General features: G+C 58.5%; 17 protein-coding genes and 3 tRNA genes. 11 read left to right on the plus strand and 9 right to left on the minus strand.

Annotated elements, in window-relative coordinates:
* Window positions 1-12: 12 nt before the first annotated feature.
* The 4 genes from recC (at window position 13) to recD (ending at window position 11761) form a co-directional block, all read left to right on the plus strand.
* A complete protein-coding gene (recC, locus tag C1Y41_RS11300) occupies window positions 13-3393 on the plus strand; it encodes an exodeoxyribonuclease V subunit gamma (RefSeq protein WP_104085486.1) in 3381 nt (1126 codons plus the stop codon).
* Between the two features lie 90 nt (window positions 3394-3483).
* A complete protein-coding gene (gene ptrA / locus C1Y41_RS11305; RefSeq protein ID WP_104085487.1) occupies window positions 3484-6378 on the plus strand; it encodes a pitrilysin in 2895 nt (964 codons plus the stop codon).
* Complete coding sequence (gene recB / locus C1Y41_RS11310; protein WP_104085488.1) at window positions 6375-9917, plus strand: exodeoxyribonuclease V subunit beta; 3543 nt, start codon at window positions 6375-6377, stop codon at window positions 9915-9917. Before ptrA ends, recB begins: the two co-directional genes overlap by 4 nt.
* The gene (gene recD / locus C1Y41_RS11315; RefSeq protein WP_039379943.1) at window positions 9914-11761 is read left to right on the plus strand and encodes an exodeoxyribonuclease V subunit alpha; all 1848 of its coding nucleotides are present in this window, start codon (window positions 9914-9916) and stop codon (window positions 11759-11761) included. Before recB ends, recD begins: the two co-directional genes overlap by 4 nt.
* A 99-nt stretch (window positions 11762-11860) precedes the next feature.
* Here recD and argA read toward each other — a convergent pair whose 3' ends face one another.
* Window positions 11861-13189: an amino-acid N-acetyltransferase gene (gene argA / locus C1Y41_RS11320; protein WP_039379941.1), complete on the minus strand. Its 1329-nt coding sequence runs from the start codon at window positions 13187-13189 to the stop codon at window positions 11861-11863.
* A 232-nt stretch (window positions 13190-13421) separates the two neighbouring features.
* Here argA and amiC point away from each other — a divergent pair, with 232 nt between their 5' ends.
* Window positions 13422-14657, plus strand: a complete 1236-nt coding sequence (gene amiC / locus C1Y41_RS11325) for an N-acetylmuramoyl-L-alanine amidase AmiC (RefSeq protein ID WP_039379939.1) — start codon at window positions 13422-13424, stop codon at window positions 14655-14657.
* Between the two features lie 89 nt (window positions 14658-14746).
* On the opposite strand, the gene C1Y41_RS11330 is transcribed toward amiC, so the two are convergent.
* The 3 genes from C1Y41_RS11330 to C1Y41_RS11340 all read right to left on the minus strand — a co-directional run bounded on the left by C1Y41_RS11330 (window position 14747) and on the right by C1Y41_RS11340 (window position 15079).
* Window positions 14747-14823 (minus strand) — tRNA-Met (locus C1Y41_RS11330).
* A gap of 51 nt (window positions 14824-14874) precedes the next feature.
* Window positions 14875-14951: transfer RNA gene (locus C1Y41_RS11335), tRNA-Met, on the minus strand.
* A 51-nt stretch (window positions 14952-15002) separates the two neighbouring features.
* Window positions 15003-15079 (minus strand) — tRNA-Met (locus C1Y41_RS11340).
* Window positions 15080-15284: 205 nt separating this feature from the next.
* Between C1Y41_RS11340 and mltA the strand changes: the two genes are divergently transcribed.
* The gene (gene mltA / locus C1Y41_RS11345) at window positions 15285-16433 is read left to right on the plus strand and encodes a murein transglycosylase A (protein WP_071668551.1); all 1149 of its coding nucleotides are present in this window, start codon (window positions 15285-15287) and stop codon (window positions 16431-16433) included.
* Window positions 16434-16516: 83 nt separating this feature from the next.
* Complete coding sequence (gene tcdA / locus C1Y41_RS11350; protein WP_039379935.1) at window positions 16517-17323, plus strand: tRNA cyclic N6-threonylcarbamoyladenosine(37) synthase TcdA; 807 nt, start codon at window positions 16517-16519, stop codon at window positions 17321-17323.
* Here tcdA and csdE read toward each other — a convergent pair.
* Both csdE and csdA read right to left on the minus strand, forming a co-directional pair.
* Window positions 17311-17754: a cysteine desulfurase sulfur acceptor subunit CsdE gene (gene csdE, locus C1Y41_RS11355; RefSeq protein WP_039379933.1), complete on the minus strand. Its 444-nt coding sequence runs from the start codon at window positions 17752-17754 to the stop codon at window positions 17311-17313. The genes tcdA and csdE overlap by 13 nt on opposite strands.
* 4 nt (window positions 17755-17758) lie before the next feature.
* On the minus strand, window positions 17759-18964 hold the full coding sequence (gene csdA, locus C1Y41_RS11360) for a cysteine desulfurase CsdA (RefSeq protein WP_104085489.1): 1206 nt from the start codon (window positions 18962-18964) through the stop codon (window positions 17759-17761).
* Between the two features lie 206 nt (window positions 18965-19170).
* On the opposite strand from csdA, the gene C1Y41_RS11365 reads away from it, so the two are divergent.
* The 4 genes from C1Y41_RS11365 (at window position 19171) to rlmM (ending at window position 22187) form a co-directional block, all read left to right on the plus strand.
* Window positions 19171-19395, plus strand: coding sequence for a YgdI/YgdR family lipoprotein (locus C1Y41_RS11365; protein ID WP_039379928.1), 225 nt, complete (start codon window positions 19171-19173; stop codon window positions 19393-19395).
* 335 nt (window positions 19396-19730) lie between these two features.
* On the plus strand, window positions 19731-20648 hold the full coding sequence (locus C1Y41_RS11370) for a transcriptional regulator GcvA (protein WP_039379926.1): 918 nt from the start codon (window positions 19731-19733) through the stop codon (window positions 20646-20648).
* A 50-nt stretch (window positions 20649-20698) separates the two neighbouring features.
* Entirely contained in the window at window positions 20699-21094 is a 396-nt protein-coding gene (locus tag C1Y41_RS11375; protein WP_039379923.1) for a DUF423 domain-containing protein, read from the plus strand.
* On the plus strand, window positions 21087-22187 hold the full coding sequence (gene rlmM, locus C1Y41_RS11380; protein WP_039379921.1) for a 23S rRNA (cytidine(2498)-2'-O)-methyltransferase RlmM: 1101 nt from the start codon (window positions 21087-21089) through the stop codon (window positions 22185-22187). The genes C1Y41_RS11375 and rlmM overlap by 8 nt, the downstream gene beginning before the upstream one ends.
* Before the next feature lie 100 nt (window positions 22188-22287).
* Here the strand turns inward: rlmM and xni are convergent, their stop codons facing one another.
* The 3 genes from xni to queF all read right to left on the minus strand — a co-directional run bounded on the left by xni (window position 22288) and on the right by queF (window position 25482).
* A complete protein-coding gene (gene xni / locus C1Y41_RS11385) occupies window positions 22288-23046 on the minus strand; it encodes a flap endonuclease Xni (RefSeq protein ID WP_104085490.1) in 759 nt (252 codons plus the stop codon).
* A 42-nt stretch (window positions 23047-23088) separates the two neighbouring features.
* The gene (gene ppnN / locus C1Y41_RS11390; protein WP_039379917.1) at window positions 23089-24450 is read right to left on the minus strand and encodes a nucleotide 5'-monophosphate nucleosidase PpnN; all 1362 of its coding nucleotides are present in this window, start codon (window positions 24448-24450) and stop codon (window positions 23089-23091) included.
* A 186-nt stretch (window positions 24451-24636) separates the two neighbouring features.
* Window positions 24637-25482, minus strand: a complete 846-nt coding sequence (gene queF, locus C1Y41_RS11395) for an NADPH-dependent 7-cyano-7-deazaguanine reductase QueF (protein WP_039379915.1) — start codon at window positions 25480-25482, stop codon at window positions 24637-24639.
* Between the last annotated feature and the right edge of the window lie 37 nt (window positions 25483-25519).

The following is a 25519-nucleotide window of genomic DNA, read 5'->3' on the forward strand; positions in this document are numbered from 1 at the left end:
TAAAGGAGAATTATGTTCCGGGTTTACCACTCCAATCAGCTCGATCTGTTGAAAAATCTGGCAGGCATCCTGATTGAAAACCAGCCTCTCGCCGATCCTTTTGCGGCTGAACAGGTGCTGGTACAGAGCCCGGGAATGGCGCAGTGGCTGCAGATGGAGCTGGCAAACAGCTTTGGCATTGCCGCAAATATCGATTTCCCACTGCCTGCCACCTTTATCTGGAGCATGTTTGTGAAGGTGCTGCCGGGGATCCCGGAAGAGAGCGCCTTTACTAAAGCCAACATGAGCTGGAAGCTGATGCAGCGCCTGCCGGTGCTGCTGGAGCAGGAGACGTTTCAGTCGCTGCGGCTCTATCTGCAGGATGACGACGACAAGCGTAAGCTCTACCAGCTCAGCACCCGCGTCGCCGACCTCTTTGACCAGTATCTGGTCTATCGTGCTGACTGGCTCAACAGCTGGGAGCATGGTGCACTGATTGAGGGACTGGGTGACGCTCAGCAGTGGCAGGCGGCGCTCTGGCGCGATCTGGTCAGCTTTACGGAAAGCCTCGGTCAGCCGATGTGGCACCGTGCCAATCTGTACGCCCGCTTTATTGAAACGCTGGAACGGGCTGAAAGCACGCCGCCTGGCCTGCCGCCGCGCGTATTTATCTGCGGTATCTCCGCGCTGCCGCCAGTCTACCTGCAGGCGCTTGAAGCGCTGGGCCGCCATATCGATATTCATCTGCTGTTTACTAATCCCTGCCGCCACTACTGGGGGGATATTCAGGATTACGCATTTCTGGCAAAGCTGCAGAGCCGTCAGCGCCGCCGTCTGCATTCAGAGGAGACGCTGCCGCTGTTTCGCGAACCTGAAGCCGCCTCCACGCTGTTTAACAGCAGCGGTGAACAGCAGCTGACAAACCCGCTGCTCGCCTCCTGGGGAAAGCTGGGACGCGATAACCTGTTTCTGCTCAGCCAGATGGAGTCAGCCGCCAACGATATCGATGCATTTGTCGATCTGCCTGATGACACGCTGCTGCACAACCTGCAGGCTGACCTGCTGAATCTTGACGATCGCGCGGTGATTGGTCTGAGTGCCGGAGAGCTGATGAACAGCGTAGAGAAGCGCCCTCTCGATCCGGCCGATCGCTCCATCACGCTGCAGATCTGTCACAGCGCACAGCGTGAAGTGGAGGTGCTGCAGGATCACCTGCTGGCGATGATGGAGGCCGATCCTGAGCTTAAGCCGCGCGATATCATCGTTATGGTGGCAGACATCGATAGCTATGCGCCCTTTATTCAGGCGGCATTTGCCAGCGCACCGCCGGATCGCTATCTGCCATTTGCCATTTCTGACCGTCGTGCCAGTCAGGCTCATCCGGCCATTCTGGCGCTGCTGAGCCTGCTGACGCTGCCGGAGAGTCGCTTCGCCTCAGAGGAGATCCTTGCGCTGCTGGAGGTGCCGGCGCTGGCGCAGCGTTTTTCCGTGGATGAGAGCGGGTTGCGTCTGCTGCGCCGCTGGGTCATGGAGTCCGGTATTCGCTGGGGGCTGGACGATGCCAGCATTGAAGCGCTGTCGCTGCCGGTTACCGGCCAGCACACCTGGCGTTTTGGCCTGCAGCGTATGCTGCTGGGCTATGCGCTTGAGAGCCGCAACGGTGACTGGCAGGGGATCCTGCCTTACGATGAGTCAAGCGGTCTGATCGCAGAGCTGGCGGGACATCTGGCCGAGCTGCTGATGCGGCTTGATACCTGGCGCAGCCGGCTGGCCGGTGAGCGCACGCTGGCGGAGTGGCTGCCGCTGTGCCGTGAGCTGATTGACAGCTTTTTCAGCGGGGATGCCGAAAGCGAGGCGGCGCTGCTGCTGGTAGAGACGCAGTGGAAAGAGATCATTGAACAGGGTATGGGATCTGCTTATCAGCAGCCGGTGCCGGTGACGCTGCTGCGCGATGAGCTGCGCTCACGCCTCGATCAGCAGCGCATCAGCCAGCGTTTTCTGGCAGGTCCGGTAAACTTCTGTACGCTGATGCCGATGCGCTCAATTCCCTTCAAAATCGTCTGCCTGCTGGGTATGAATGATGGCGTCTACCCGCGCACGCTGGCACCGGTAGGGTTTGACCTGATGCAGCAGCAGACGCGCAAAGGCGACCGCAGCCGGCGCGATGACGATCGCTATCTGTTCCTTGAGGCCCTGATTTCAGCCCAGCAGCAGCTCTATATCAGCTATATCGGCCGGGCGATTCAGGATAACACCGAGCGCTATCCCTCAGTGCTGGTCACGGAACTGCTTGATTATCTGGGGCAGAGTTTCTGCCTGCCGGGCGATGAGCAGTGCGAGCCGGACATCAGTGAACAGCATGTACGTGAGCACTTACAAACGTTGCACAGCCGCATGCCATTTGCCGCAGAGAATTTTGCGCCTGACACTCACCGGCAGAGCTTTGCTGCCGAATGGCTGCCGGCGGCTACCGGCCGCGGCGTGGCACAGCCCGACTTCGTGCAGCCGCTGGCGGTGAAAACGCAGGAGATTGTGACGCTGGAACAGCTGCTGCGCTTCTGGCGTCATCCGGTTCGCGCCTGGTTTCAGCAGCGTCTTGGCGTCTCATTCTGGACAGAAGAGAGTGAGTTGCCCGATAGCGAGCCCTTTGCACCTGATAGCCTTGAGCGCTATCAGTTAAACGCGCAGCTGCTCAATGCGCTGGTGAACGGCGAGGATCCGCAGCAGCTCTATGCGCATCATCGCGCAGCAGGTAACCTGCCTTATGGCGCCTTTGGTGAACTTTTCTGGCAGAGCCAGACCGAAGAGATGCAGGAGGTTGCGGCGGAAGTCGCCGGAGAGCGCCTGCCGGCAGAGAGTCAGGAGGTAAATCTGCAGCTCGGTACCGTGCGGCTGACCGGCTGGCTGACGCAGGTGCAGGCTGATGGCCTGCTGCGCTGGCGGCCTGGCGTGCTGAACATGAATGACGGACTGCAGCTGTGGCTGGAGCATCTGGTCTACTGTGCGCTGGGCGGCAGCGGCGTAAGCCGGATGTATGGCCGTAAACAGAGTTGCTGGCGCTTTCATGCCGTAGCCGCCGACCGGGCGCAGTCGCTGCTGGCAGAGTATGCCGCCGCCTGCGAGCAGGGGCTGGCGCAGCCGCTGCTGCTGTTAAACAAAAGCGGCGGCGCCTGGCTGGAGGCGAGCTTCGATCGCAAAAGCGGCCAGCTGCTGGAAGATGACGCCACGCAGAAAAAGGCGCTGAATAAGCTGCTGCAGGCGTGGCAGGGCGGCTATCAGGTGCAGGGGGAGGGCAGCGATCCTTATCTCCAGCGCCTGAATCGCACGCTGAATGAGGAGATGCTGCAGGCGATTATCGCTGCAGCACGGCAGTGGTATCTGCCGGTACGTCTCGCCCATCAGGATGATAAATAGCTGCTAAGCGTCGCGCTTACGCCAGAATAATATGTTGATAAACCTGCGCGGAAAACCAGCCGCAGGGCAGAGTAAGATTAAGGGGTTTACATGCGGATTTACGCACGCTGTATCGGCGCGCTGCTGTCAGGCGCGCTGGCGCTGAATGTTTTTGCCGATACCGGACAGGGCTGGCAGCCGGTTAATGACATTATCCGCAAAAGCGATCGCGATCCGCGCAGCTATCAGGCGATTACCCTGAACAACGGTATGACGGTGCTGCTGGTTTCAGACGCTGAGGCCCCGAAGTCGCTGGCGGCGCTGACGCTGCCGATTGGCTCGCTGGACGATCCCGACCAGCAGCCCGGGCTGGCGCACTATCTGGAGCATATGGTGCTGATGGGCTCAAAACGTTACCCCCAGCCCGATAATCTTGCGGAATTTCTCAAAATGCACGGCGGCAGTCACAACGCCAGCACCGCCTCTTACCGCACCGCATTCTATCTGGAAGTGGAGAACGATGCGCTGCAGCCTGCGGCAGATCGCCTGGCGGATGCGATTGCAGAGCCGCTGCTCGATCCGGTTAACGCCGATCGCGAACGTCACGCCGTCAACGCAGAGCTGACGATGGCGCGCTCGCGGGACGGGCTGCGCATGGCGCAGGTCAGTGCTGAGACGCTGAATCCGCAGCATCCGGGTTCGCGTTTCTCCGGAGGCAACCTGGAGACGCTGAGTGATAAACCGGGCAGCAAACTGCAGCAGGCGCTGCGCGACTTCTATCGTACCCACTATTCTGCCAGCCTGATGAAAGCAGTGATTTACAGTAATAAACCGCTCTCTGAGATGGCGCAGATGGCCGCCGCCACCTTTGGGCGCGTCGCGGCACATCCGGCTAGCGTGCCGGAGATAGATGTACCGGTGGTCACCGGGGCGCAGAAAGGCATCATTATTCACTACGTGCCGGCTCAGCCGCGTAAACAGCTGAAGATTGAGTTTCGGATCGCGAACAACAGCGCCGATTTCCGCAGCAAAACCGATACGCTGATTGGCTATCTGCTGGGTAACCGCAGCGCCAATACGCTGAATGACTGGCTGCAGAAGCAGGGACTGGCCGATGGCGTGACCGCAGGGGCCGATCCGGTCACCGAGCGCAGCAGCGGCGTCTTTGCTATTTCTGTGTCGCTGACGGATAAAGGGCTGACGCAACGCGATGAAGTCGTGGCCGCCATTTTCAGCTACCTCGATATGCTGCGCCGCAACGGCATTGATAAGCGCTATTTTGACGAGGTATCGCATGTGCTGGCGCTTGATTACCGCTATCCGTCAATTACCCGTGATATGGACTACATTCAGTGGCTGGCCGACACCATGCTGCGTGTGCCGGTCGCGCACACGCTGGATGCGCCTTACCTTGCCGATCGCTTCGATCCTGCAGCGTTAGCGGCACGCCTTGGTGAGATGACGCCGCAAAATGCCCGCATCTGGTATATCAGCCCGCAGGAGCCGCACAATCAGCAGGCCTACTTTGTTAATGCGCCGTATCAGGTTGATAAAATCAGCGCCGCGCAGTACAGCGACTGGCAGCAGCGTGCAGCGCATATCACGCTCTCTTTGCCCGCGCTCAATCCCTATATTCCCACTGACTTTTCACTGATTGCACGCGACGGGAAAAACTACACGCATCCGATTGTGCTCAGTAATGACGCGGCAATGCGTATTTTATGGATGCCGAGCCGGTTCTATCCTGACGAGCCAAAAGCGGCGATTACCCTGGCGCTACGCAATAAGGCAACGATCGGCGACGCGCGTCAGCAGGTGCTGTTTGGTCTGAATGATTATCTCTCCAGCCAGGCGCTGGATGAGCTCAACTCGCAGGCGTCGGTGGGTGGCATCAGTTTCTCCGTGGGAGAAGATGATGGCCTGGTGTTTAACGCCAGCGGATTTACCCAGCGTTTGCCGCAGCTGCTGCAGGAGCTGGTCGCCGGTTACAGCAGCTTCCGTCCGGATGAAGCGCAGCTCGCTCAGGCTAAATCCTGGTATCGCGACCGTCTGGATGCGGCTGAAAAAGGCAAAGCGTTTGAACAGGCGATCCAGCCGATGCAGATGCTGTCGCAGCTGCCCTATACCCAGCGCGACGAACGCCGCCGGTTGCTGCCGGAGATCACGCTGCAGGAGGTGATCGCCTGGCGTGACGCGCTGCTGCATCAGTCGACACCAGAGATGCTGGCGGTGGGTAATCTCTCAGCAAAAGAGACGGAAGCGCTTGGCGTGGCCCTGAAAGCGCAGCTGCAGAGCAGCGGAGAGGCACCGTGGCGCAGTGACTATGTTGTGGTGGATAAACCGATCAAGGCGAACCTGCAGCAGGCGGGAAGCAGCAGCGATTCCGCGCTGGCGGCGCTCTATGTGCCTGTCGGGTATGATGAATATCAGAGCATGGCCGCCAGTACGCTGCTGAGTCAGATTATCCAGCCGTGGTTTTATAACCAGCTGCGCACGGAAGAGCAGCTGGGCTATGCCGTCTTTACCTATCAGATGCCGATAGGCCGCCAGTGGGGCATCGGTTTTCTGCTGCAGAGCAACAGCCGGCAGCCCGCGTTCCTGCTGCAGCGCTTCCAGGCATTCTATCCGCAGGCAGAACAGCGGCTGCGCAGCATGAAGCCCGAGACCTTTGCGCAGTACCAGCAGGCGATGATCAATGAGCTGAAACAGCGTCCTCAGACGCTGGAGGAGGAAGCCAATCGCTACAGTCGTGACTTCAGCCGTCAGAACTATGCGTTCGATACGCGAGAGAAAGTGATTGCGCAGGTGCAGCAGCTGACGCCGGCGCAGCTGGCCACTTTCTTCCGGCAGGCGATCCGGCAGCAGGGAATGGCGATGATTTCCCAGATCAGCGGTACGCAGGAGAGCGCACCGCAGGCAGATTACGCAGCGCTACCTGGCTTTACCACCTGGGCGGCGCTGGCGCAGCTGCAGCAGTCGCTGCCGGTTAAGAGTGATACGCCATGAGTCAGCGTGCTGAATCCCTCAATCCGCTGACGCTGCCGCTGCGCGGCGAGCGCCTGATTGAGGCCTCTGCCGGTACGGGTAAAACCTTTACCATCGGCCTGCTTTATCTGCGTCTGCTGCTGGGGCTGGGCGAAGAGAACGCTTATAGTCGCCCGCTCTCGGTAGAAGAGATTCTGGTGGTGACGTTCACCGAAGCGGCGACGGCAGAGCTGCGCGGTCGTATCCGCGCGAATATCCACGCGCTGCGGCTCGCCTGTATTCGCGGCGTCAGCAGCGATGCGATGCTGACCGCACTGCTGCAGGCGATCCCGCAGCGGGAAGAGGCCGCCTCGCTGCTGCTGGCGGCGGAAAGACAGATGGATGAAGCCGCTATTTTCACCATCCACGGCTTCTGCCAGCGTATGCTCAATCTTAACGCGTTTGAGTCCGGCATGCTGTTTGAACAGCAGCTGATTGAAGATGAGCATCCGCTCCTGCGTCAGGCAACGGCTGATTTCTGGCGGCGTCACTGCTATCCGCTGACGCTGGATATCGCGCGCGTGATTGTCACTGAATGGCTGGGGCCGGAACAGCTGCTGGCTACCCTGCGCCCGTGGCTGCAGGGAGAGTCGCCCTCGCTGCGGCTGCCGCCGGATGACCAGGAGACGCTTGCGTCGCGGCATGCACGTAATATGGCGCGCATCGCGGAGATCAAAGCGCAGTGGCGAACGCTGGGTGATGACGTGCAGACGCTGGTTGAGCAGTCGGGCGTGGATAAGCGCAGCTACAGCAGCAAACATCTGCCCGCCTGGGTCAGTAAAGTGAGCCAGTGGGCCCATAACGACAGCAGTGATTACCAGGTTCCGCCCGAGCTGGCACGCTTCGGGCAGCGGATACTGGATGAGAAAACCAAAAAAGGCGACGCCCCGCGGCACGCGCTGTTCAGCGCAATTGACGCGTTTCTGGCTGAACCGCTGTCGCTGCGTGATGTGGTCATTGCTCGGGCGCTGACCGAAGTGCGTGAGGCGGTGCATAAACAGAAGCGGCTGCAGGCGCTGCTGGGCTTTGACGATCTGCTGAGCCGGCTTGATGATGCGCTGCAGCAGGCGGGCGGCGCGCAGCTGGCGCAGCTGATCCGGCAGCGCTACCCGGTGGCGCTGATCGATGAATTTCAGGATACCGATCCGCAGCAGTACCGGATTTTCCGTACGCTCTATATGCATCAGCCTGAACATGCGCTACTGCTGATAGGCGATCCCAAACAGGCGATCTACGCTTTCCGCGGGGCGGATATTTTTACCTATATCCGGGCGCGTAATGAAATTGCGGCGCACTATACGCTGGACACTAACTGGCGCTCGTCACCCGCGATGGTAGAGAGCGTAAACCAGCTTTTCTCACGCTTGCCGGCTCCCTTTCTGTTTGCTGAAATTCCGTTTTTGCCGGTGCAGTTTGCGCCGCCTAACCAGGCGCTGTCGCTAAAGGCAGAGGGCAGAGAACAGCCCGCGCTGCGCTTCTGGCTGCAGCCCGGCAGCGGTGCCAGCGTCAGCGAATATCAGCAGCAAATGGCAAAGCAGTGCGCAATGGATATCAGCCGCTGGCTGCAGGCGGGGCAGCAGGGCGAGGCGATGCTGGGAAAAGGGCCGGCGCTGCGGCCCGTACAGGCATCGGATATCACGGTGCTGGTGCGCAGCCGCAACGAAGCGAATCAGATCCGCGAAGCGCTGGCGCAGCTCGCGATCCCCTCAGTCTATCTCTCTAACCGCGACAGCGTTTACACGACACCGGAAGCGCGCGAGCTGCTCTGGCTGCTGCGCGCTATTCTGGCTCCGGAACAGGAGCGGATGCTGCGTACGGCGCTGGCGACTTCGCTATTTGCGCTGGATGCGGCTCAGCTGGATGCGCTCGATCGCGATGCGCGCGGCTGGGACACGCTGGTAGATACCTTTGCGCGCTGGCAGCGCCTCTGGCATCAGCGCGGTGTGTTGCCAATGCTGCGGGAGATTATGCTGGAGCGCCAGCTGGCCGAAAATATGCTGGCGTCGGAAAATGGCGAGCGCCGCCTGACCGATCTGCTGCATCTGGGGGAGCTGCTGCAGGAAGCGGCATCGCAGCTTGACAGCCCGCATGCGCTGGTACGTTATCTGGCACAGCAGATAGCGCGGCCCGACAGTCAGTCGACCAGCCAGCAGCTGCGACTGGAGAGCGACCGCCATCTGGTGCAGATCGTCACCATCCATAAATCGAAAGGGCTGCAGTATCCGCTGGTCTGGCTGCCGTTTGCAGCCGGGTTCCGTGAAGCAGATATTGCGCTTTACCACGACCGCGATAATTTCAGCGCGGTGCTGGATTTGCAGGGCGATGAGCAGAGCCTGGCGCTGGCGGAACAGGAGCGACTGGCAGAAGATCTTCGCCTGCTTTATGTTGCGCTGACGCGCTCTGTGTATCACTGCAGCATCGGCGTGGCGCCGCTGTTTCGCGGCGCGCGCAAAAAAGAGGGCGAGAGCGACCTGCATAAAAGTGCGCTGGGCTATCTGCTGCAGCGCGGCGAAGCGGCGACGGCAGAGCAGCTCGGCACGCTGCTGGAAGCGCTGAACGGCGAAGGGTGCGAGGTGGTGATGGCCGATCGTGCTGAAGCCGCACGCTGGCAGGTGCAGGCTGGCGTACGCGACGATCTGCATGCACGCGCGATATCGCGCCAGCTGGCTGAATCGTGGCGCGTGACCAGCTATTCAGGTCTGCAGCAGCACAGCGCGCATCGCCTGCTGGAGGTGGTGCCCCACTTCGACCTGGAAGCGGCGGGTGAAGAGCAGCAGGCGGCGACCGAAGAGATTGTGCTGACGCCACATCATTTTCCGCGCGGTGCCGCACCGGGTACGTTTCTGCATGAGCTGTTTGAGTCGATCGACTTTACCCAGCCGCCAGGGACGGAGCTGCTGGAGCAGCATCTGCAGCAGAACGGCTACCCGCTGCACTGGCAGCCGGTGCTGAGCAGCTGGATTGAGCGGGTTGTGACTACGCCGCTTAATGCGCAGCAGATCCGGCTGGCTGACGTGGCCGCACGCGACCGCCTGATTGAGATGGAGTTTTATCTGCCTATCAGCGCTCTGCTTACCGCTCCCGCGCTGGACCGGCTGATGCGCCAGCATGACCCGCTCTCTGCGCAGGCGCCCGCACTTAACTTCAGTCAGGTGCAGGGCATGCTCAAAGGCTTTATCGACCTGGTGTTTCGCCGGGACGGAAAATATTACCTGCTGGATTATAAATCCAACTGGCTGGGGGAGAGTCATGAAGCCTATACCCCGGATGCCATGGCACAGGCGATGATTGACCATCGCTACGATTTGCAGTATCAGCTCTATACGCTGGCGCTGCACCGGTTTCTGCAGCACCGGCTGCCCGATTACGACTATGAGCAGCATATGGGCGGCGTGTTTTATCTGTTTTTGCGCGGTATGGATGGCAGTTCGCCTGATAATGGCGTCTTTTTCACCCGTCCTGCCGCTGAATTTGTCACACAACTTGATAGCCTGTTTCGCGGGCAGGGAGAGGATGCATGAGCGATATCACTACGCTATTAAAGCAGGCAACAGAGCTGCGGCTGCTGCGCCCGCTGGACGTGCAGTTTGCTCAGCTGATAGCCACCAGCGATGAACCCGCCCGCTTACTGGCTGCTGCCTGTCTCAGCGCTGAAGCCGGAGAAGGGCATGTCTGCCTGCCGCTGGCCCAGCTTAACCGCGAGCAGCTGTTTCGCGGCCGTCATCCCGAACTGGCGCAGGCGATCTGGCAGGCAGCAGGCGATCCGCACGACTGGCACAGCCTGCTGGCGGGCTGGGATGCGCTCAGCTCCCGCGATCGCGCGGCCCCTGTTGTACTGAGCGACGACCGGCTCTATCTGCATCGCTTATGGCATCATGAAGGTGACGTGGCGCGCTTTTTCCATCCTCAGGCTGCGCCGCAGCCGTTTGCCCCGGAGCAGGTACGCAGCGTGCTGGATGCGCTGTTTGGCACCGCGCCGGATGACTGGCAGAAGATTGCCGCTGCTGTCGCATTAACGCAGAAGACCGCGGTGATTTCCGGCGGGCCGGGCACCGGCAAAACCACCACCGTGGCAAAACTGCTGGCGGCGCTGATCCGCCTGAGCGACGGCGCGCTGCGCATTCAGCTGGCGGCCCCAACCGGCAAAGCGGCGGCGCGCCTGACGGAGTCACTGGGAAAAGCGCTGCAGCAGCTGGCGGTCAGCGAGCAGGAGCGCCAGCGCTTTCCGGAGGAGGCCACTACGCTGCATCGCCTGCTGGGCGCACAGCCTGAAACGCAGCGTTTGCGTTACCATGCCGGTAATCCGCTGCATCTCGATGTGCTGGTGGTGGATGAAGCTTCCATGGTGGATCTCGGCATGATGGCCAGCCTGATTGCCGCGCTGCCATCGCAGGCGCGGGTAATTTTTCTCGGCGACCGCGACCAGCTTGCCTCCGTAGAGGCGGGAGCGGTACTGGGCGATATCTGTCGCTGTGCGGAGGCGGGCTACAGTCCGGTGCGCGCCACGCAGCTGACGCTGATGACCGGCTGTGAGATCGGCGGCAGTAATGAAACCGCAGCACCCGCGGTGCGCGATGCGATCTGCCTGCTGCGTAAAAGCTACCGTTTTGATGCCAGCTCCGGCATCGGCCAGCTGGCAGCAGCCGTTAACGCCGGTGATGCGCAGGCGGTGGAGCGCGCCTTTCAGAGCAATTTCAGTGATATTGCGCGTGCGCCGCTAAACAGCGGTGAAGCGTATCAGCGAATGCTGAATGAGATTGGTGCTGGTTATCGGGACTTTCTGCAGCAGGTAGCTGAGGATGCCGCGCCGGCTGATATCCTCGCCTCTTTCGGCCGCTATCAGCTGCTGTGCGCGCTGCGCGAAGGGCCGTTTGGCGTGGAAGGACTCAATCAGCGTATTGAGCAGAAGCTGATACAGCTGCAGCTGATCCGTCGCCCCGCAGGCGGCAGCCGCTGGTATCCGGGACGGCCGGTAATGGTCACGCGCAATGACAGCGCGCTGGGCCTGTTTAACGGCGATATCGGTATCACGCTGACAGACGAGGAGGGCGTGCTGAAGGTCTTCTTCCCGCTGCCGGACGGGACCATCAAAGCGGTCCAGCCGAGCCGACTGCCGGCACACGATACCGCCTGGGCCATGACGGTGCACAAGTCGCAGGGTTCGGAGTTTGAGCACACCGCGCTGGTGATGCCGGCCCAGTTTTTACCGGTGCTGACGCGGGAGTTAATTTATACCGCGATTACGCGTGCCCGCAGGCAGCTGACGCTCTACAGTGATGAAAACATTTTCCGTCGCGCAGTCCAGCTGCGCACGCAGCGCCGCAGCGGCCTGCTGTCACGGCTTGGCGCGACGTCTGACGCGTAAAGCTTCGTACAGGATAATGTGGCCAGGGCAGGGCGCCATAAATGGCGCCCCTACAGGATCACGCAGGGGCCGCATTTATGCGGCCCTGGAATACGTGGCTTATTTTAAATCTGCCATCAGCACCTTTGAACGACGCTGATAGTTATACATCTGCTGCTTGCTCTCTGGCAGCGACTCAATATCTACTGGTGTAAAGCCCCGCTCCTGAAACCAGTGAATGCTGCGGGTGGTGAGCACAAACAGCTTTTTTAACCCCATCTGCCGCGCCTGTAGCGCCACGCGATCCAGCAGCAGCTCGCCGCGCGATGAGCTGCGATAGTCGGGATGTACTGCCACACACGCCATTTCGCCAATCTGCTCATCCGGGAACGGGTAGAGCGCGGCACAGGCGATGGTCATATTATCGCGCTGGATGATGGTAAACTTATCGATCTCCATCTCCAGCTGTTCACGCGAGCGCCGTACCAGAATACCCTGCTGCTCCAGCGGACGGATCAGTTCCAGGATGCCGCCAATATCGTTGATGTTGGCGCGCCGGATCTGCTCGGCAGATTCCATAACAATCTGTGTACCGATACCGTCGCGTGAGAAGAGCTCCTGCAGCAGTGCGCCATCCTCCTGATAGCTGATCAGATGGCTGCGGCGCACGCCGCTGCGACACGCTTTCACCGCGCCGCGCAGAAAGCGCACCGTACCGGACAGAAAATCGCCGTCGCTCTCCATCTCATCAATGCGCGCCTGCGCATCACCGGGAAACAGCTCTGAAATAATTGTGCCAGCGCGATCGGTCACGCCCTGCTCGGAGCAGAAGCCAATCATCTTCTCTGCCTTGAGCTTGATGGCGAGCTGCGTGGCAACCTCTTCTGAGGTGAGATTAAAGCTTTCGCCGGTTACAGAGACGGCGACCGGGCCGAGCAGTACAATCGCGTTATTATCCAGCTGGCGGTGAATCGCCTCTTCATCAATACGGCGAATGCGTCCGCTGTGACAGTAGTCAACGCCATCATCCACGCCCAGCGGCTGGGCAATGATAAAGTTACCGCTGACGACATTAATATGCGCGCCCTGCAGCGGCGTGTTGTTAAGGCTCATCGACAAACGCGCCGTAATATCAAGCTGCAGACGGCCCGCCGCCTGCTTTACCAGCTCCAGCGATTGCGCATCGGTCACGCGGGTGTGTTTGTGATAGAGAGGCTCCAGCTGCTGCTGCGCCATGCTGGCATCAATCTGCGGACGTGCGCCATAGACCACCACCAGACGGATGCCCAGGCTATGCAGCAGGCCAATATCGTTAACGATACTGGAGAAGTTTTCATGCTCAATGGCTTCGCCGCCCAGCATGATGACAAACGTCTTGTTGCGATGGGCATTAATATAGGGAACGGTATGGCGAAAACCCTGAACCAGCTCGGTACTGCGTTCCTTCACGGTGCACCCTCTGTGAATGGTTATTCGTAATTAGTGTATTTTTATTCTGTTTTTCGCCGTATTGCAAGCGTTGCGCCTGACGTTACTTTACGATTTTTCAGATGCATCCGTTGATAACAGCCTGCATTATCTGGCTTTTCCGACGAGACAAGCGTTGCCAGATTGGATAAAGTTTTCGCTTTCTGAGCGTCGGCTGACGCAGATTTATCCATAACACAGTAGTTGGAGTGGCATGTCCCAGGCTTTTTCCCGAAGACGGTTATTACAAGGTGCCGGTGCGCTATGGCTACTTAGCGTAACGCGTACCGGGCTGGCAGCGAGTCAGCACATTGTTGCGGTACGCATCTGGCCTTCATCAACCTACTCCCGCGTCACGCTGGAGTCGAATATCCCGCTGCACTACAAGCAGTTTGCGTTGAGCAACCCTGAACGCCTGGTCATTGATATCAAAAATCTGCATATCAATCCGGCGCTGAAAGGCATCAATAAGCTGGTGCGCACAGACGATCCCTTTATCAAAACGGCCCGGGTCGGGCAGTTTGATCCGCACACGGTGCGGATTGTGCTGGAGCTGAAGCGTAACGTCGCACCAAAAACCTTTACCCTGGCGCCCGTGGCCGGTATCAAAAACCGGCTGGTGGTGGATCTGTATCCCAGTCAGGCATCGCACGCCGACGATCCGCTGCTGGCGCTGCTCAACGATTACAACAAAGGCGATCTGGAGCGCGATCAGCCTGCGCAGGCACCGTTGCCGGGTAAGGCGGGGCGCGATCGTCCGATCATTATCATGATCGATCCCGGACACGGCGGCGAAGATCCCGGTGCGCACGGCAAATACAAAACGCGTGAAAAGGATATTGTGCTGAAGATTGGTCGCTACCTGCGGGCATTGATCGATAAAGAGCACAATATGAAAGCCTACATGACGCGTAACGAAGATGTGTTTATTCCACTGCGCGTGCGGGTGGCAAAAGCGCGCAAGCAGCGTGCCGATCTGTTTGTTTCGATTCATGCCGATGCGTTTACCAGCCGGGCAGCGCGTGGCTCTTCGGTATTCGCGCTCTCCACGCGCGGCGCGACCTCTGCCGCAGCCCGTTTCCTGGCACAGACGCAGAACGAAGCCGATCTGATTGGCGGCGTCAGCATGAGCGGCGATCGCTATCTCGACCACACGATGTTCGATATGGTGCAGCGTCAGACCATCAGTGACAGCCTGAAATTTGGCAAAGAGGTACTGGCGCGCATGGGGCACATCAATCATCTGCATAAGCGTACGGTTGATCAGGCGGGTTTTGCCGTGCTGAAAGCGCCCGATATCCCGTCAATTCTGGTTGAGACGGCGTTTATCAGTAACGTGGAGGAGGAGCGCAAGCTGCGAACCGCACGCTATCAGCATCAGGTGGCCGAAGCGATTTTTCACGGTATCAAAGCCTATTTTGATAAAGGCGGCGTGCTGGCACGGCGGTAAGGGCAGGGCGGCAGCAATGCCGCTTTTTTCCGGCGGCAGAAACAAAAAAACACCCGTTAAGGTGTTTTATGTTTCTTCATCAGAAGAATTGGTTGCGGGGGCCGGATTCGAACCGACGACCTTCGGGTTATGAGCCCGACGAGCTACCAGGCTGCTCCACCCCGCGTCCGTCTGTCGCACTGAGCGACGTTTCACATTGTATTCTTCTTAAGACAATTGGTTGCGGAGGCCGGATTTGAACCGACGACCTTCGGGTTATGAGCCCGACGAGCTACCAGGCTGCTCCACCCCGCGTCCGTCTGTCGCCTGAGCGACACTTCATATTGTCTCTTCATTAAGAAGAATTGGTTGCGGGGGCCGGATTTGAACCGACGACCTTCGGGTTATGAGCCCGACGAGCTACCAGGCTGCTCCACCCCGCGTCCGTGGATGCGCACTATACACCTGGCGCGTGACGATGCAACCCCTTTTTGCGCTTAACGGGTGAAATCCATAAGCAGTTGCTGAATAATGTCGCATCCGGATGAAAAAACGTACAGATGTGAAGGCGATGGCGGGTGGCAGATTTCATTATGACCAGGGCTTTGCTATCGTCGCCGGGCGAACAACCGACAACAAGAGAGAGTCATGAACGGACACCGGGTAAAGTATGCACTCACTGGCGCATTTCTGGCGCTATTAGCGGGTTGTAGCTCAAAGCCGACCGATCGCGGTCAGCAATATATTGATGGCAAGCTGGAGCAACCGCTCGGGCTGGTTAATGAGCCTAATGCCAAAGGGCGTCCGGTTAACGGGCAGGATTTCGGCCTGCAGGTGCAGCAGATTCAGTCCGCTTCCTCGCGTCTGTTCAGCCGTAATAATGACACCTACAGCGCTATCCAGAACTGGCTGCTTTCGGGTGCAGATACGCGTCAGCTGCGTCAGTTCGGCCTGAATGCGTTTCAGATGGAAGGCACCGACAATTATGGCAACGTGCAGTTTACCGGTTACTACACGCCGGTAGTGGAAGCGCGTTACACCCGGCAGGGCGAGTTTCAATATCCTATTTACCGCATGCCGCCGCGCCCGCGCGGGGCGAAGCTGCCGAGCCGCGCCGGTATTTATAGCGGCGCGCTCGATGAGCGCTACGTTATCGCCTGGAGCAACTCGCTGATCGACAACTTTATGATGGATGTGCAGGGCAGCGGCTACGTCGATTTTGGGGACGGACGTCCGCTGCGCTTCTTTGGCTACGGCGGTAAAAATGGCTGGGCTTATCACAGCATCGGTAAAGAGCTGATCGATCGCGGTGAAGTCAAACGCGAAGATATGTCGATGCAGGCCATCCGGCAGTGGGCTGAGGAGCATTCACCGCAGGAAGTGCGTGATGTGCTGGAGACCAACCAGTCCTTTGTCTTCTTTAAACCTGAAGAGTACGTGCCGGTGCGGGGTGCCAGCGCAGTTCCGCTGATTGCCAAAGCGTCGGTTGCCTCTGACCGCTCTCTGATCCCGGCGGGCACGGCACTGCTGGCGGAAGTACCGCAGCTGAATGCAAAAGGTAAGTTCAACGGTAAGTATGAAATGCGTCTGATGGTGGCGCTGGACGTCGGTGGCGCAATCAAAGGCCAGCACTTTGATATCTATCAGGGCGTAGGCCCGGACGCCGCACATCTGGCTGGCTTCTATAACCACTACGGCCGCGTCTGGGTACTGAAGACGGCTCCCGGTGCCGGACAGCCGCTGTTCAGCACTGCGCAAAACGGCAATAACGGTTCACTGCTGACCGGTGCAAATTGATACACTGACAGCCAGCTCTCTGCAGGAGAGTACATTATCGGGTGCGCCACGCGGCGCACCGCATTCCGGAGTAAAGGTCAGATATGAAAGTGGTAAGCGACGCCTGGCGACAGCGCTTTGGCGGAACGGCGCGTCTTTATGGACAGGAGGCGCTGCAGCAGTTTGCAGAGGCGCATTTCTGCGTAATTGGTATTGGCGGCGTAGGCTCCTGGGCCGCTGAAGCGCTGGCGCGTACCGGCATCGGACACATTACGCTGATCGATATGGATGATGTCTGTATTACCAATACCAACCGGCAGATCCATGCGCAGCAGGGCAATGTCGGTCAGGCAAAAACGGAAGTCATGGCCGCCCGTATCCGCGCCATCAATCCGGAGTGCATTGTCACCTGCATTGACGACTTTATCACGCCGCAAAACACCGCCGAATTGCTCTCTGCCGGGTTTGACTATGTGATTGATGCCATCGACAGCGTGCGGCCGAAAGCGGCGCTGATTGCCTGGTGCCGGCGTAATAAAGTCCCGCTTATTACCACCGGCGGGGCAGGCGGACAGATCGATCCCACGCAGATTCAGGTCAGCGATTTGGCGAAAACCATCCAGGATCCGCTGGCGGCTAAACTGCGCGAGCGCCTGAAAAGTGATTTTGGCGTGGTAAAAAACAGTAAGGGCAAACTGGGCATCGACTGCGTGTTTTCCACTGAAGCGCTGGTCTATCCGCAGCCCGACGGCAGCGTATGCGCCTCGCGCAGCACGGCAGAAGGCCCGAAGCGGATGGATTGCGCTGCAGGCTTCGGGGCGGCAACCATGGTGACCGCCACGTTTGGATTTATCGCCGTATCGCACGCGCTGAAGAAGTTTCAGGCGCGCAGGGCGCGTCAGGCTGCCTGACGCGCCGCGCGCATTACCGCCTCTGCCAGCGCCTGCAGGCCGCTGCTGCGTGACGCGCTCAGCTGCGCGCGCAGTCCCAGCGTATCAAACAGCGCCAGCGGATCCTGCGCCAGCAGCTGTGCCGGGGTTTTTCCTTCGGTGGCGGTCAGCAGCACGGCCAGCAGGCCACGCACAATCCGCCCCTCACTGTCGCCATAAAAATGCAGCGTGCCGTCAGGCAGCTGCTGGCTGCTGAGCCAGACGCGGTTTTCGCAGCCGCTCAGCTCGATCTCCGCACACTTCAGTTCTTCCGGCAGCGCCGGCAGCTGACGGCTGAGCTGAATCAGCTGCCGGTAGCGATCCTCCCACTGCTGAAAGCGGGCAAACGTATCGGTCAGCCCCTGGGCGGTGATCGTATGGCCAAAGGGGTGGGGAGCGAGCAGGGTTGTCATGAGATTATTCACCTAAAAGGTTCACGGCGCAGTGCATGGCGCGCACCAGCGCATCCACATCCTGCAGGTTATTATAAGGCGCGAACGAGACGCGCAGCGTACCGCTGACGCCCAGAGCTGCCATCAGCGGCTGCGCGCAGTGCTGCCCGGCACGCAGCGCAATGCCCTGTTCAGCCAGCAGCGTGACGATATCGCTGTGATGGATCCCCGCAATATCAAAGGCAAGCAGGCTGGAAGAGCCGCAGCGGAAGCTGCGAAAGCCGGGCAGCGCGCTTAGCTGCTCTTCGGCCAGGCAGGCGAGCTGCTGACTCCACATCTCCGCTTTTTCCTGATGATGGTGCGACAGCCAGTTCAGCGCCGCGCTGAGGCCCACCACACCTGCCACGTTGGGCGTTCCGGCCTCAAAGCGCCACGGTACCGGCTGCGGCGTAAATCCGCTGAAGTCAACCTGCGTCAGCATTTTGCCGCCGCCCTGCCACGGCTGCATCGACTCCAGCAACTCTGCTTTGCCATACAGCACGCCAATGCCCATCGGACCATAAAGTTTGTGGCCGGAAAACGCATAGAAGTCGATATCCAGCGCCTGCACGTCAGGCGGGCAGTGCACCACGCCCTGCGCGCCATCCACCATGACCTTTGCACCCGCCTCATGCGCCAGCGCGATAGCCTGCGCCAGATCCGGACAGCCGCCGGTGACGTTTGACATCTGGCTCACGGCCAGCAGGCGGGTGCGCGTGTTGATCAGCTCCGGCAGCAGGGCAATGTCGGGTCGGCGATCGGCTCCCAGCGGCCATTTCACTACCGTGGCGCCGCTTGCCTGAGCCACCATCAGCCACGGCACCAGGTTAGCGTGATGCTCCGCCTCGCTGACGATGATTTCATCACCCGGCTGCAGGCGCGGTGCCAGCCAGCTGTACGCCACCAGATTGATCGCCTCAGTGGTGCCGCGCGTCCAGACAATCTGCCGATCGTCAGCGGCATTCAGCCACTGTGCGACCACGCCGCGCGCCTGTTCATACTGTGCCGTCAGCGCACGCGCCGCAGCAAACTGACTGCGGTGCACGGTGCCGGCACTGAGCGAATAGAACTGTGCGGTGGCATCAATGACCGCCTGCGGCTTGAGCGCCGTGGCGGCGCTGTCAAGATAGACGCCGGCATCGTTTAGCGCAGGAAACTGCTGACGAAAAGCGCCAGGAGAGAAGATGGTCATATCGGGCCCACTCCGGTGATTTAGGGCCAGCCGTAACAGCAGGCTGCAGGCTGGCAAAGCTGTAAAAGCGCGTTATGCTCATTATGGCAAGGTTTGAACCGAAACCCGCATAACCCGTTCGCCATTTTCAGCCGTGCTTTCAGGCTGATGGCGCAATGTCGTGGCTGCGGGCGGTTTAATGCAATCAATCTGCAAGGAGATAGAAGATGAACAAACTTACCGCAGTGCTGGCTGTCTGCACCATGGCATTTACCCTGGCGGCCTGTTCCAGCAACTATGTTATGCACACGAACGATGGCCGCACGATTGTCGCTGACGGCAAGCCAAAAGTTGATGATGATACCGGTATGATCAGCTATAAAGATGCCAATGGCAATGAGCAGCAGATTAACCGCTCTGATGTGAAAGAGATGGTTGAGATGGGGCAGTAAAATTACGAAAAAAAAGCACCGCAATTTGCGGTGCTACATAAAATCACTTTGGACAGACAGGGTAAATCTCAGGAATTAAAAGTTTGATCTGCAAGATTCAGATCAAAAAATGCAAACACAACATCACGACCACAAGCCAAAAGCTCTCCAAAAGTCTGCGATCTCTCGCACGTTTTCAGAAAACTTTTCGTTCCGGCTCTGGAAGTGCGGCAACTATAGGTATTTGCTGGAGCTTCCTCAACGGACAAATTATAATGTCTCGGATTAAAAAATCTAATAGCTGACGACGTTGTATAAGTTGCAGTTTTACACTATGAATCCATCTGTGGAAAACCATGTCTAAACGCCTTCCGCCGCTCAATGCTTTACGTGTTTTTGACGCGGCTGCCCGCTATCTGAGCTTTACCAAAGCCGCTGAAGAGCTGTTTGTGACCCAGGCGGCGGTGAGCCATCAGATCAAGTCGCTTGAGGATTTTCTCGGGCTCAAGCTGTTCCGCCGCCGCAACCGCTCGCTGCTGCTGACGGAAGAGGGGCAGAGTTACTATCTCGATATCAAAGAGATTTTTTCAGCGCTTAACGATGCGACCCGCAAGCTGCAGGCGCGCAGCGCTAAAGGGGCGCTCACGGTCAGCCTGCTGCCGAGCTTTGCGATTCAGTGGCTGGTTCCGCGTCTCTCCAGCTTTAATATGGCTTATCCGGGAATCGACGTGCGTATTCAGGCGGTAGACCGTGAAGAGGAGAAGCTGGCAGACGATGTTGACGTCGCTATCTTCTATGGCCGGGGCAACTGGCCAGGCCTGCGGGTGGATAAGCTCTACGCTGAATATCTGCTGCCGGTCTGCTCACCGCTGCTGCTCTCCGGCGATAATCCGCTGAAATCGCCCGCCGATCTGGCGCACTTTACGCTGCTGCATGATGCGTCGCGTCGTGACTGGCAGGCCTACACCCGCCAGCTGGGACTGCAGCATATCAATGTGCAACAGGGGCCTATTTTCAGCCACAGTGCCATGGTATTGCAGGCAGCGATCCACGGGCAGGGTGTGGCGCTGGCGAACAACGTGATGGCAGAGAGTGAGATCGAAGCAGGGCGCCTGGTCTGCCCGTTCAATGATGTGCTGGTAAGTAAAAACGCTTTTTATCTGGTTTGTCATGACAGTCAGGCAGAACTGGGTAAAATAGCCGCCTTTCGTCAGTGGATTCTGGAAAAAGCCGCTACCGAACAGGAAAAATTCCGTTTTCGCTACGATCACTAAGTTACCGTTCGCTGCACAGTGATGTGCGGCGGGACCATGAGGATAGATCGATGTCCAGTCGTGCCATGTTTATATTTGCAGCCATCAGCGGCTTCGTGCTGGTGGCGTTTGGTGCGTTTGGCGCGCACGTATTAAGTAAATCGCTGGGGCCATCTGAAATGGCGTGGATCCATACCGGCCTGGAGTATCAGGCTTACCACACGCTGGCGGTAATGGGACTGGGTGCCGCGATGCTGCGACGCGCTAATATCTGGTTTTACTGGAGCAGCGCAGCGATGGCGCTGGGTACCGTTCTTTTCAGCGGCAGTCTCTATTGCCTGGCGCTGTCGCACCTGCAGTTCTGGGTGTTTGTTACGCCGGCGGGAGGATTTTGCTTCCTGATCGGCTGGTTTTTGATGTTGATTGGCGCGCTGCGTCTGAAAACAAAGGCAGAACGCCATGAATAAAGTATTACTCTATTGTCGTCCCGGATTTGAAAAAGAGTGCGCGGCTGAAATCAGCGCTAAAGCAGCAGAGCGGGAAATTTACGGCTTTCCGCGGGTAAAAGAAGAAGCGGGCTACGTGCTGTTTGAGTGCTATCAGCCAGAAGATGCAGAGAAGCTGCTGCGCTCGCTGCCGTTTGCTGAACTGATTTTTGCCCGGCAGATGCTGGTTGTCGGCGAGCTGCTGCGCGATTTACCTCCCGAAGATCGCATTACTCCCATTACCGGCATGCTGACCGGAGTGGTGGAGAAAGGGGGAGAGCTGCGGGTCGAGGTTCCGGATACCAACGAAGCCAAAGAGCTGACTAAATTTTGCCGCAAGCTGACGGTGCCGCTGCGCGCCAGCCTGCGTGCCAGCAATATCCTGCTCAATTATGAGAGTCCTAAGCGGCCGGTGGTGCACGTGTTTTTTATCGCTCCGGGCACCTGCTATGTAGGTTATTCGCTGCCGGAAAATAATTCGCCATTCTATATGGGGATCCCGCGACTGAAGTTTCCTTCTGACGCTCCCAGCCGCTCAACGCTCAAACTGGAAGAGGCGTTTCATGTGTTTGTGCCGGCCGATGAGTGGGACGAACGCCTGGGAAGCGGCATGTATGCGGTCGATCTGGGCGCCTGCCCGGGCGGCTGGACCTATCAGCTGGTGAAGCGCAGCATGTGGGTCTACGCGGTTGATAACGGCCCGATGGCACCGAGCCTGATGGATACCGGACAGGTTACCCACTGTCGTGAGGATGGTTTTAAATTTCGCCCGCCGCGCAGCAATATCAGCTGGCTGGTATGCGATATGGTAGAAAAACCGGTGCGCGTGGCCACGTTAATGACTGAGTGGCTGGTAAACGGCTGGTGTCGTGAAGCGATTTTCAACCTCAAGCTGCCGATGAAAAAGCGCTATGAAGAGGTCACGCAGAATCTGGCGATGATGGATGAAGCGTTAAAAGCGCAGGGTATCAACGCCCAGATTCAGGCGCGTCAGCTGTATCACGATCGTGAAGAGGTAACGGTACACGTCCGGCGTATCTGGGCTGCTGCAGGCGGTCGCCGCGACGAACGCTGATCTGTCAGCAACGGGCGCCATTAATGACGCCCCTACGATGATTGTAGGGGACGCATTTATGCGTCCCTGACGTATTTATGCGTCCCTGGCGTACCGCGATTTATCCTGCCTGATAGCGCAGCGTATTAAGGTTGCCCTGCAGCACTAAATCGCGTTTCAGCGTGGCAACCTGGCGGCAGATCGTGGCTGTTTCATGCTGGGCGTGTAATTTACTCTGCCACTTTGCCGGTACCTGATCCCACTGCTGATAAATCGCCTCCAGTGAACCAAACTGCGCCAGCAGCTCGCGTGCGCTTTTCGGGCCGATACCGGAGACGCCCGGAATTTTACTGCTGCTGATGCCGCATAAACCCCAGTAATCCGGCAGCTGTTCCGGGGCAACGCCAAATTCCTGTGCGATAAACGGCACATCAAGCCAGCGCTTCTGAAAATAGTCGCGAATGCGGATAGCGGGCGCCAGCAGCTGACAATATCCCTTATCGGTGGAAACGATGGTGGCCTGATGCCCGGCATCCGCCATTTTCACTGCCAGAGTAGCGGCCAGATCGTCTGCTTCATCATCTTTGGCGATCCAGCAGCTGACGCCTGCGGTGCGAAAAGCCTCCTGCAGCAGCGGCAGCTCCTGTTGCAGATCCTCTGGCATTGGCGGTCGCCCCGCTTTGTAATCCGGCAGCAGCGCATGACGCCAGCCGGGCTGGCGCTCCGGACTATCAAATACCGCCACCGCGTGGGTCGGGCGTGTATGACCAAGCAGCTGATGCAGCGCCGCAACACAGGCGTCACGGCAGGGAGAGCCCTGAACGGCATGCAGGCGCCGGATGAGATTCAGCGCATCAATAATTAATAAATGTAGTGCCATAAAAGCGATAAGCGGCAGCCCGCAGGCTGCCTTCCTGAAGGGTTATTTGATGATTTCGTAGCAGGGGATATAGGCACTGCCCGGTAGTTTCATACGCTGCTGCGCCACAAAGCCCTGCAGCAGCTCATCCATCCGATGCATCAGATCGGCGTCGCCGCGCAGCTGATAGGGGCCGCGTTCACGGATCTCCCGGATACCGATTTCTTTTACGTTTCCGGCCACGATCCCGGAGAAGGCGCGGCGCAAATCAGCCGCCAGTTTTTCCGCCGGCTGATTCGGAAACAGGTTGAGATTTGCCATGTTTTCGTGGGTCGGCAGGAAAGGCACCTGCAGATCCGGCGCAATACGGATAGACCAGTTAAAGCTGTAAGCGTCACCGGTTTCGCGACGATGCTCTTTTACCTGCGGCATCGCTTTTTTCATCTGGCGCGCCACTTCAGCGGCATCATCAATAATGATTGTATAGTGTTTGCGCGCCTGCTCGCCCAGCGTATTGACGATGAAATCATCGAGCACGCGGAAATAGTCAGCGCTCTCTTTAGGGCCGGTGAGGATCAGCGGCAGCACCTGCTCGCTGTTTTGCGGATTCATCAGAATACCAAGCAGATAAAGGAACTCTTCGGCGGTGCCGACGCCACCCGGGAAGATCACGATGCCATGCGCGATGCGGACAAAGGCCTCAAGGCGTTTTTCGATATCGGGCATAATGATGAGTTCGTTAACCAGCGGGTTAGGCGGTTCAGCGGCGATAATGGAAGGCTCAGTCAGGCCGATAAAGCGGCTGTCATGATAGCGCTGCTGCGCATGACCTACCGCCGCGCCTTTCATTGGCGCTTCCATTACGCCAGGGCCACAGCCGGTGCAGATATTCAGCTCGCGCAGCCCCATCTGGGTGCCAACATTACGGCAATACTGGTACTCCACCGCGTTGATAGAGTGTCCGCCCCAGCAAACCACGGTATTAGGATACTCCCCGACGTGCAGCGCGCGCGCGTTACGCAGTATCGAGAAAACCTGATTGGTGATATGCGCAGAGTCGTCAGCCTGACCCGCGAGGCGCTCTGGCAGAGCAAGCTGGCCGTTAACAAACAGAATATCGCGCAGCACGGCAAACAGGTTGGCCTGCAGTGAGCGGATGATACGCCCATCTACAAAGGCCTCTTCCGGCGGATTGATCAGCTCCAGCTTAACGCCGCGCTCGCGGCGCAGGACGTTAATAGCGAAATTTTCAAAACGCGAGAGCAGCTCATGACTGCTGTCTGTCTGGCTGCCGGAGTTAAGCACTGCAAGGGAACAGTTACGAAAAAGCTGGTAGAGATCGCTGCTGGCGGTCTGCTTCAGCATGTCGACTTCCAGCTGTGAGAGCAGATCCATTGAGCCAAGCGGGCTGATATGTGTAATCAAAAGAACTCCTTTACACGCCATAGCGTGACTGATGACACTGCGCTTAACCTGCTGAGCGCAGTGACGAAAATCCCTGGTCGCATACGCTTTACGCTTAACGCCGCAGACAGATTAACGCTCCCGGTTGTGATTGCTCAAGAGGAACCGCGCATCCCTGCTACGGCCTGCGAGGTGCCTCGCAATCTGTTACTGGCGTGCCAGACGCGAAAAGCCGGGCGTGAAGGGAACATTGCTGCGCCACGGGTTGATATCCAGACCGCCGCGGCGGGTGTAGCGCGCATAAACGGTTAACGCCTCTGGCTGGCAGAAACGCTGCACGTCGTTGAAAATGCGCTCCACGCACTGCTCATGAAACTCATTGTGCTGGCGGAAAGAGATCAGATAGCGCAGCAGCGCCTCGCGGTCGATACGCGGGCCTTTATAACGAATCATCACCGATCCCCAGTCGGGCTGATTGGTGATCAGACAGTTGGACTTCAGCAGGTGGCTTACCAGCGTCTCATCTACGATTTCATTGCCCGCGGCGTGCGCAAGGTGTCCGGCATCAAAACCGTAATCGCTGATGCTGATATCCTGTTCATCGATAACGCTGCCGCTGAACTGTCCGATAGGCTGGCTTTCCAGCTCGCTCAGGCGAAACAGCGCCACGCTGACGTTGCCGCTGGCGCAGGCGCGCAGATCGCGTTCCAGCGTCTGACGCACGTCGCCCCAGTCTGCGAAACGGGTCTGATTAAAGCTGTTCAGGTAGAGCTTAAAGCTTTTCGACTCAATCAGATTTACGCTGTCAGCATCCAGCACCACTTCGCCAATCGCGACCTGCGGGACACCTTTGCTGTTTAGCCATGAAAGCTCATACAGGGTCCAGATATCTGCGCCGTGAAACGGCAGATTATCCGGAAAAAGATTGAGCGGTTCCCGGTTCAGACTGCGCGGCACAGATTGCAGCAGCGTGTTATCGTACTCATCTACATAGGCGACAGATTTGCCCAGGGTCAGGCCGCTTAAGGCCGGGTTTGGGTGTTCAGAAGACATAATGGTTACCACAAGGTGAATCAAAGTGGCTAAGTGT

The organism is Pantoea sp. ICBG 1758 (assembly GCF_002928325.1).
In the GTDB taxonomy this organism is placed as follows: Bacteria; Pseudomonadota; Gammaproteobacteria; order Enterobacterales; family Enterobacteriaceae; genus Pantoea; species Pantoea eucrina.

Excerpts from the sequence above, each read along its gene's own strand:
- recC (WP_104085486.1), top strand. The coding sequence starts at position 13 with ATGTTCCGGGTTTACCACTCCAATCAGCTCGATCTGTTGAAAAATCTG.
- ptrA (WP_104085487.1), top strand. The coding sequence starts at position 3,484 with ATGCGGATTTACGCACGCTGTATCGGCGCGCTGCTGTCAGGCGCGCTG.
- recB (WP_104085488.1), top strand. The coding sequence starts at position 6,375 with ATGAGTCAGCGTGCTGAATCCCTCAATCCGCTGACGCTGCCGCTGCGC.
- recD (WP_039379943.1), top strand. The coding sequence starts at position 9,914 with ATGAGCGATATCACTACGCTATTAAAGCAGGCAACAGAGCTGCGGCTG.
- amiC (WP_039379939.1), top strand. The coding sequence starts at position 13,422 with ATGTCCCAGGCTTTTTCCCGAAGACGGTTATTACAAGGTGCCGGTGCG.
- mltA (WP_071668551.1), top strand. The coding sequence starts at position 15,285 with ATGAACGGACACCGGGTAAAGTATGCACTCACTGGCGCATTTCTGGCG.
- tcdA (WP_039379935.1), top strand. The coding sequence starts at position 16,517 with ATGAAAGTGGTAAGCGACGCCTGGCGACAGCGCTTTGGCGGAACGGCG.
- csdE (WP_039379933.1), bottom strand. The coding sequence starts at position 17,754 with ATGACAACCCTGCTCGCTCCCCACCCCTTTGGCCATACGATCACCGCC.
- csdA (WP_104085489.1), bottom strand. The coding sequence starts at position 18,964 with ATGACCATCTTCTCTCCTGGCGCTTTTCGTCAGCAGTTTCCTGCGCTA.
- C1Y41_RS11365 (WP_039379928.1), top strand. The coding sequence starts at position 19,171 with ATGAACAAACTTACCGCAGTGCTGGCTGTCTGCACCATGGCATTTACC.
- C1Y41_RS11370 (WP_039379926.1), top strand. The coding sequence starts at position 19,731 with ATGTCTAAACGCCTTCCGCCGCTCAATGCTTTACGTGTTTTTGACGCG.
- C1Y41_RS11375 (WP_039379923.1), top strand. The coding sequence starts at position 20,699 with ATGTCCAGTCGTGCCATGTTTATATTTGCAGCCATCAGCGGCTTCGTG.
- rlmM (WP_039379921.1), top strand. The coding sequence starts at position 21,087 with ATGAATAAAGTATTACTCTATTGTCGTCCCGGATTTGAAAAAGAGTGC.
- xni (WP_104085490.1), bottom strand. The coding sequence starts at position 23,046 with ATGGCACTACATTTATTAATTATTGATGCGCTGAATCTCATCCGGCGC.
- queF (WP_039379915.1), bottom strand. The coding sequence starts at position 25,482 with ATGTCTTCTGAACACCCAAACCCGGCCTTAAGCGGCCTGACCCTGGGC.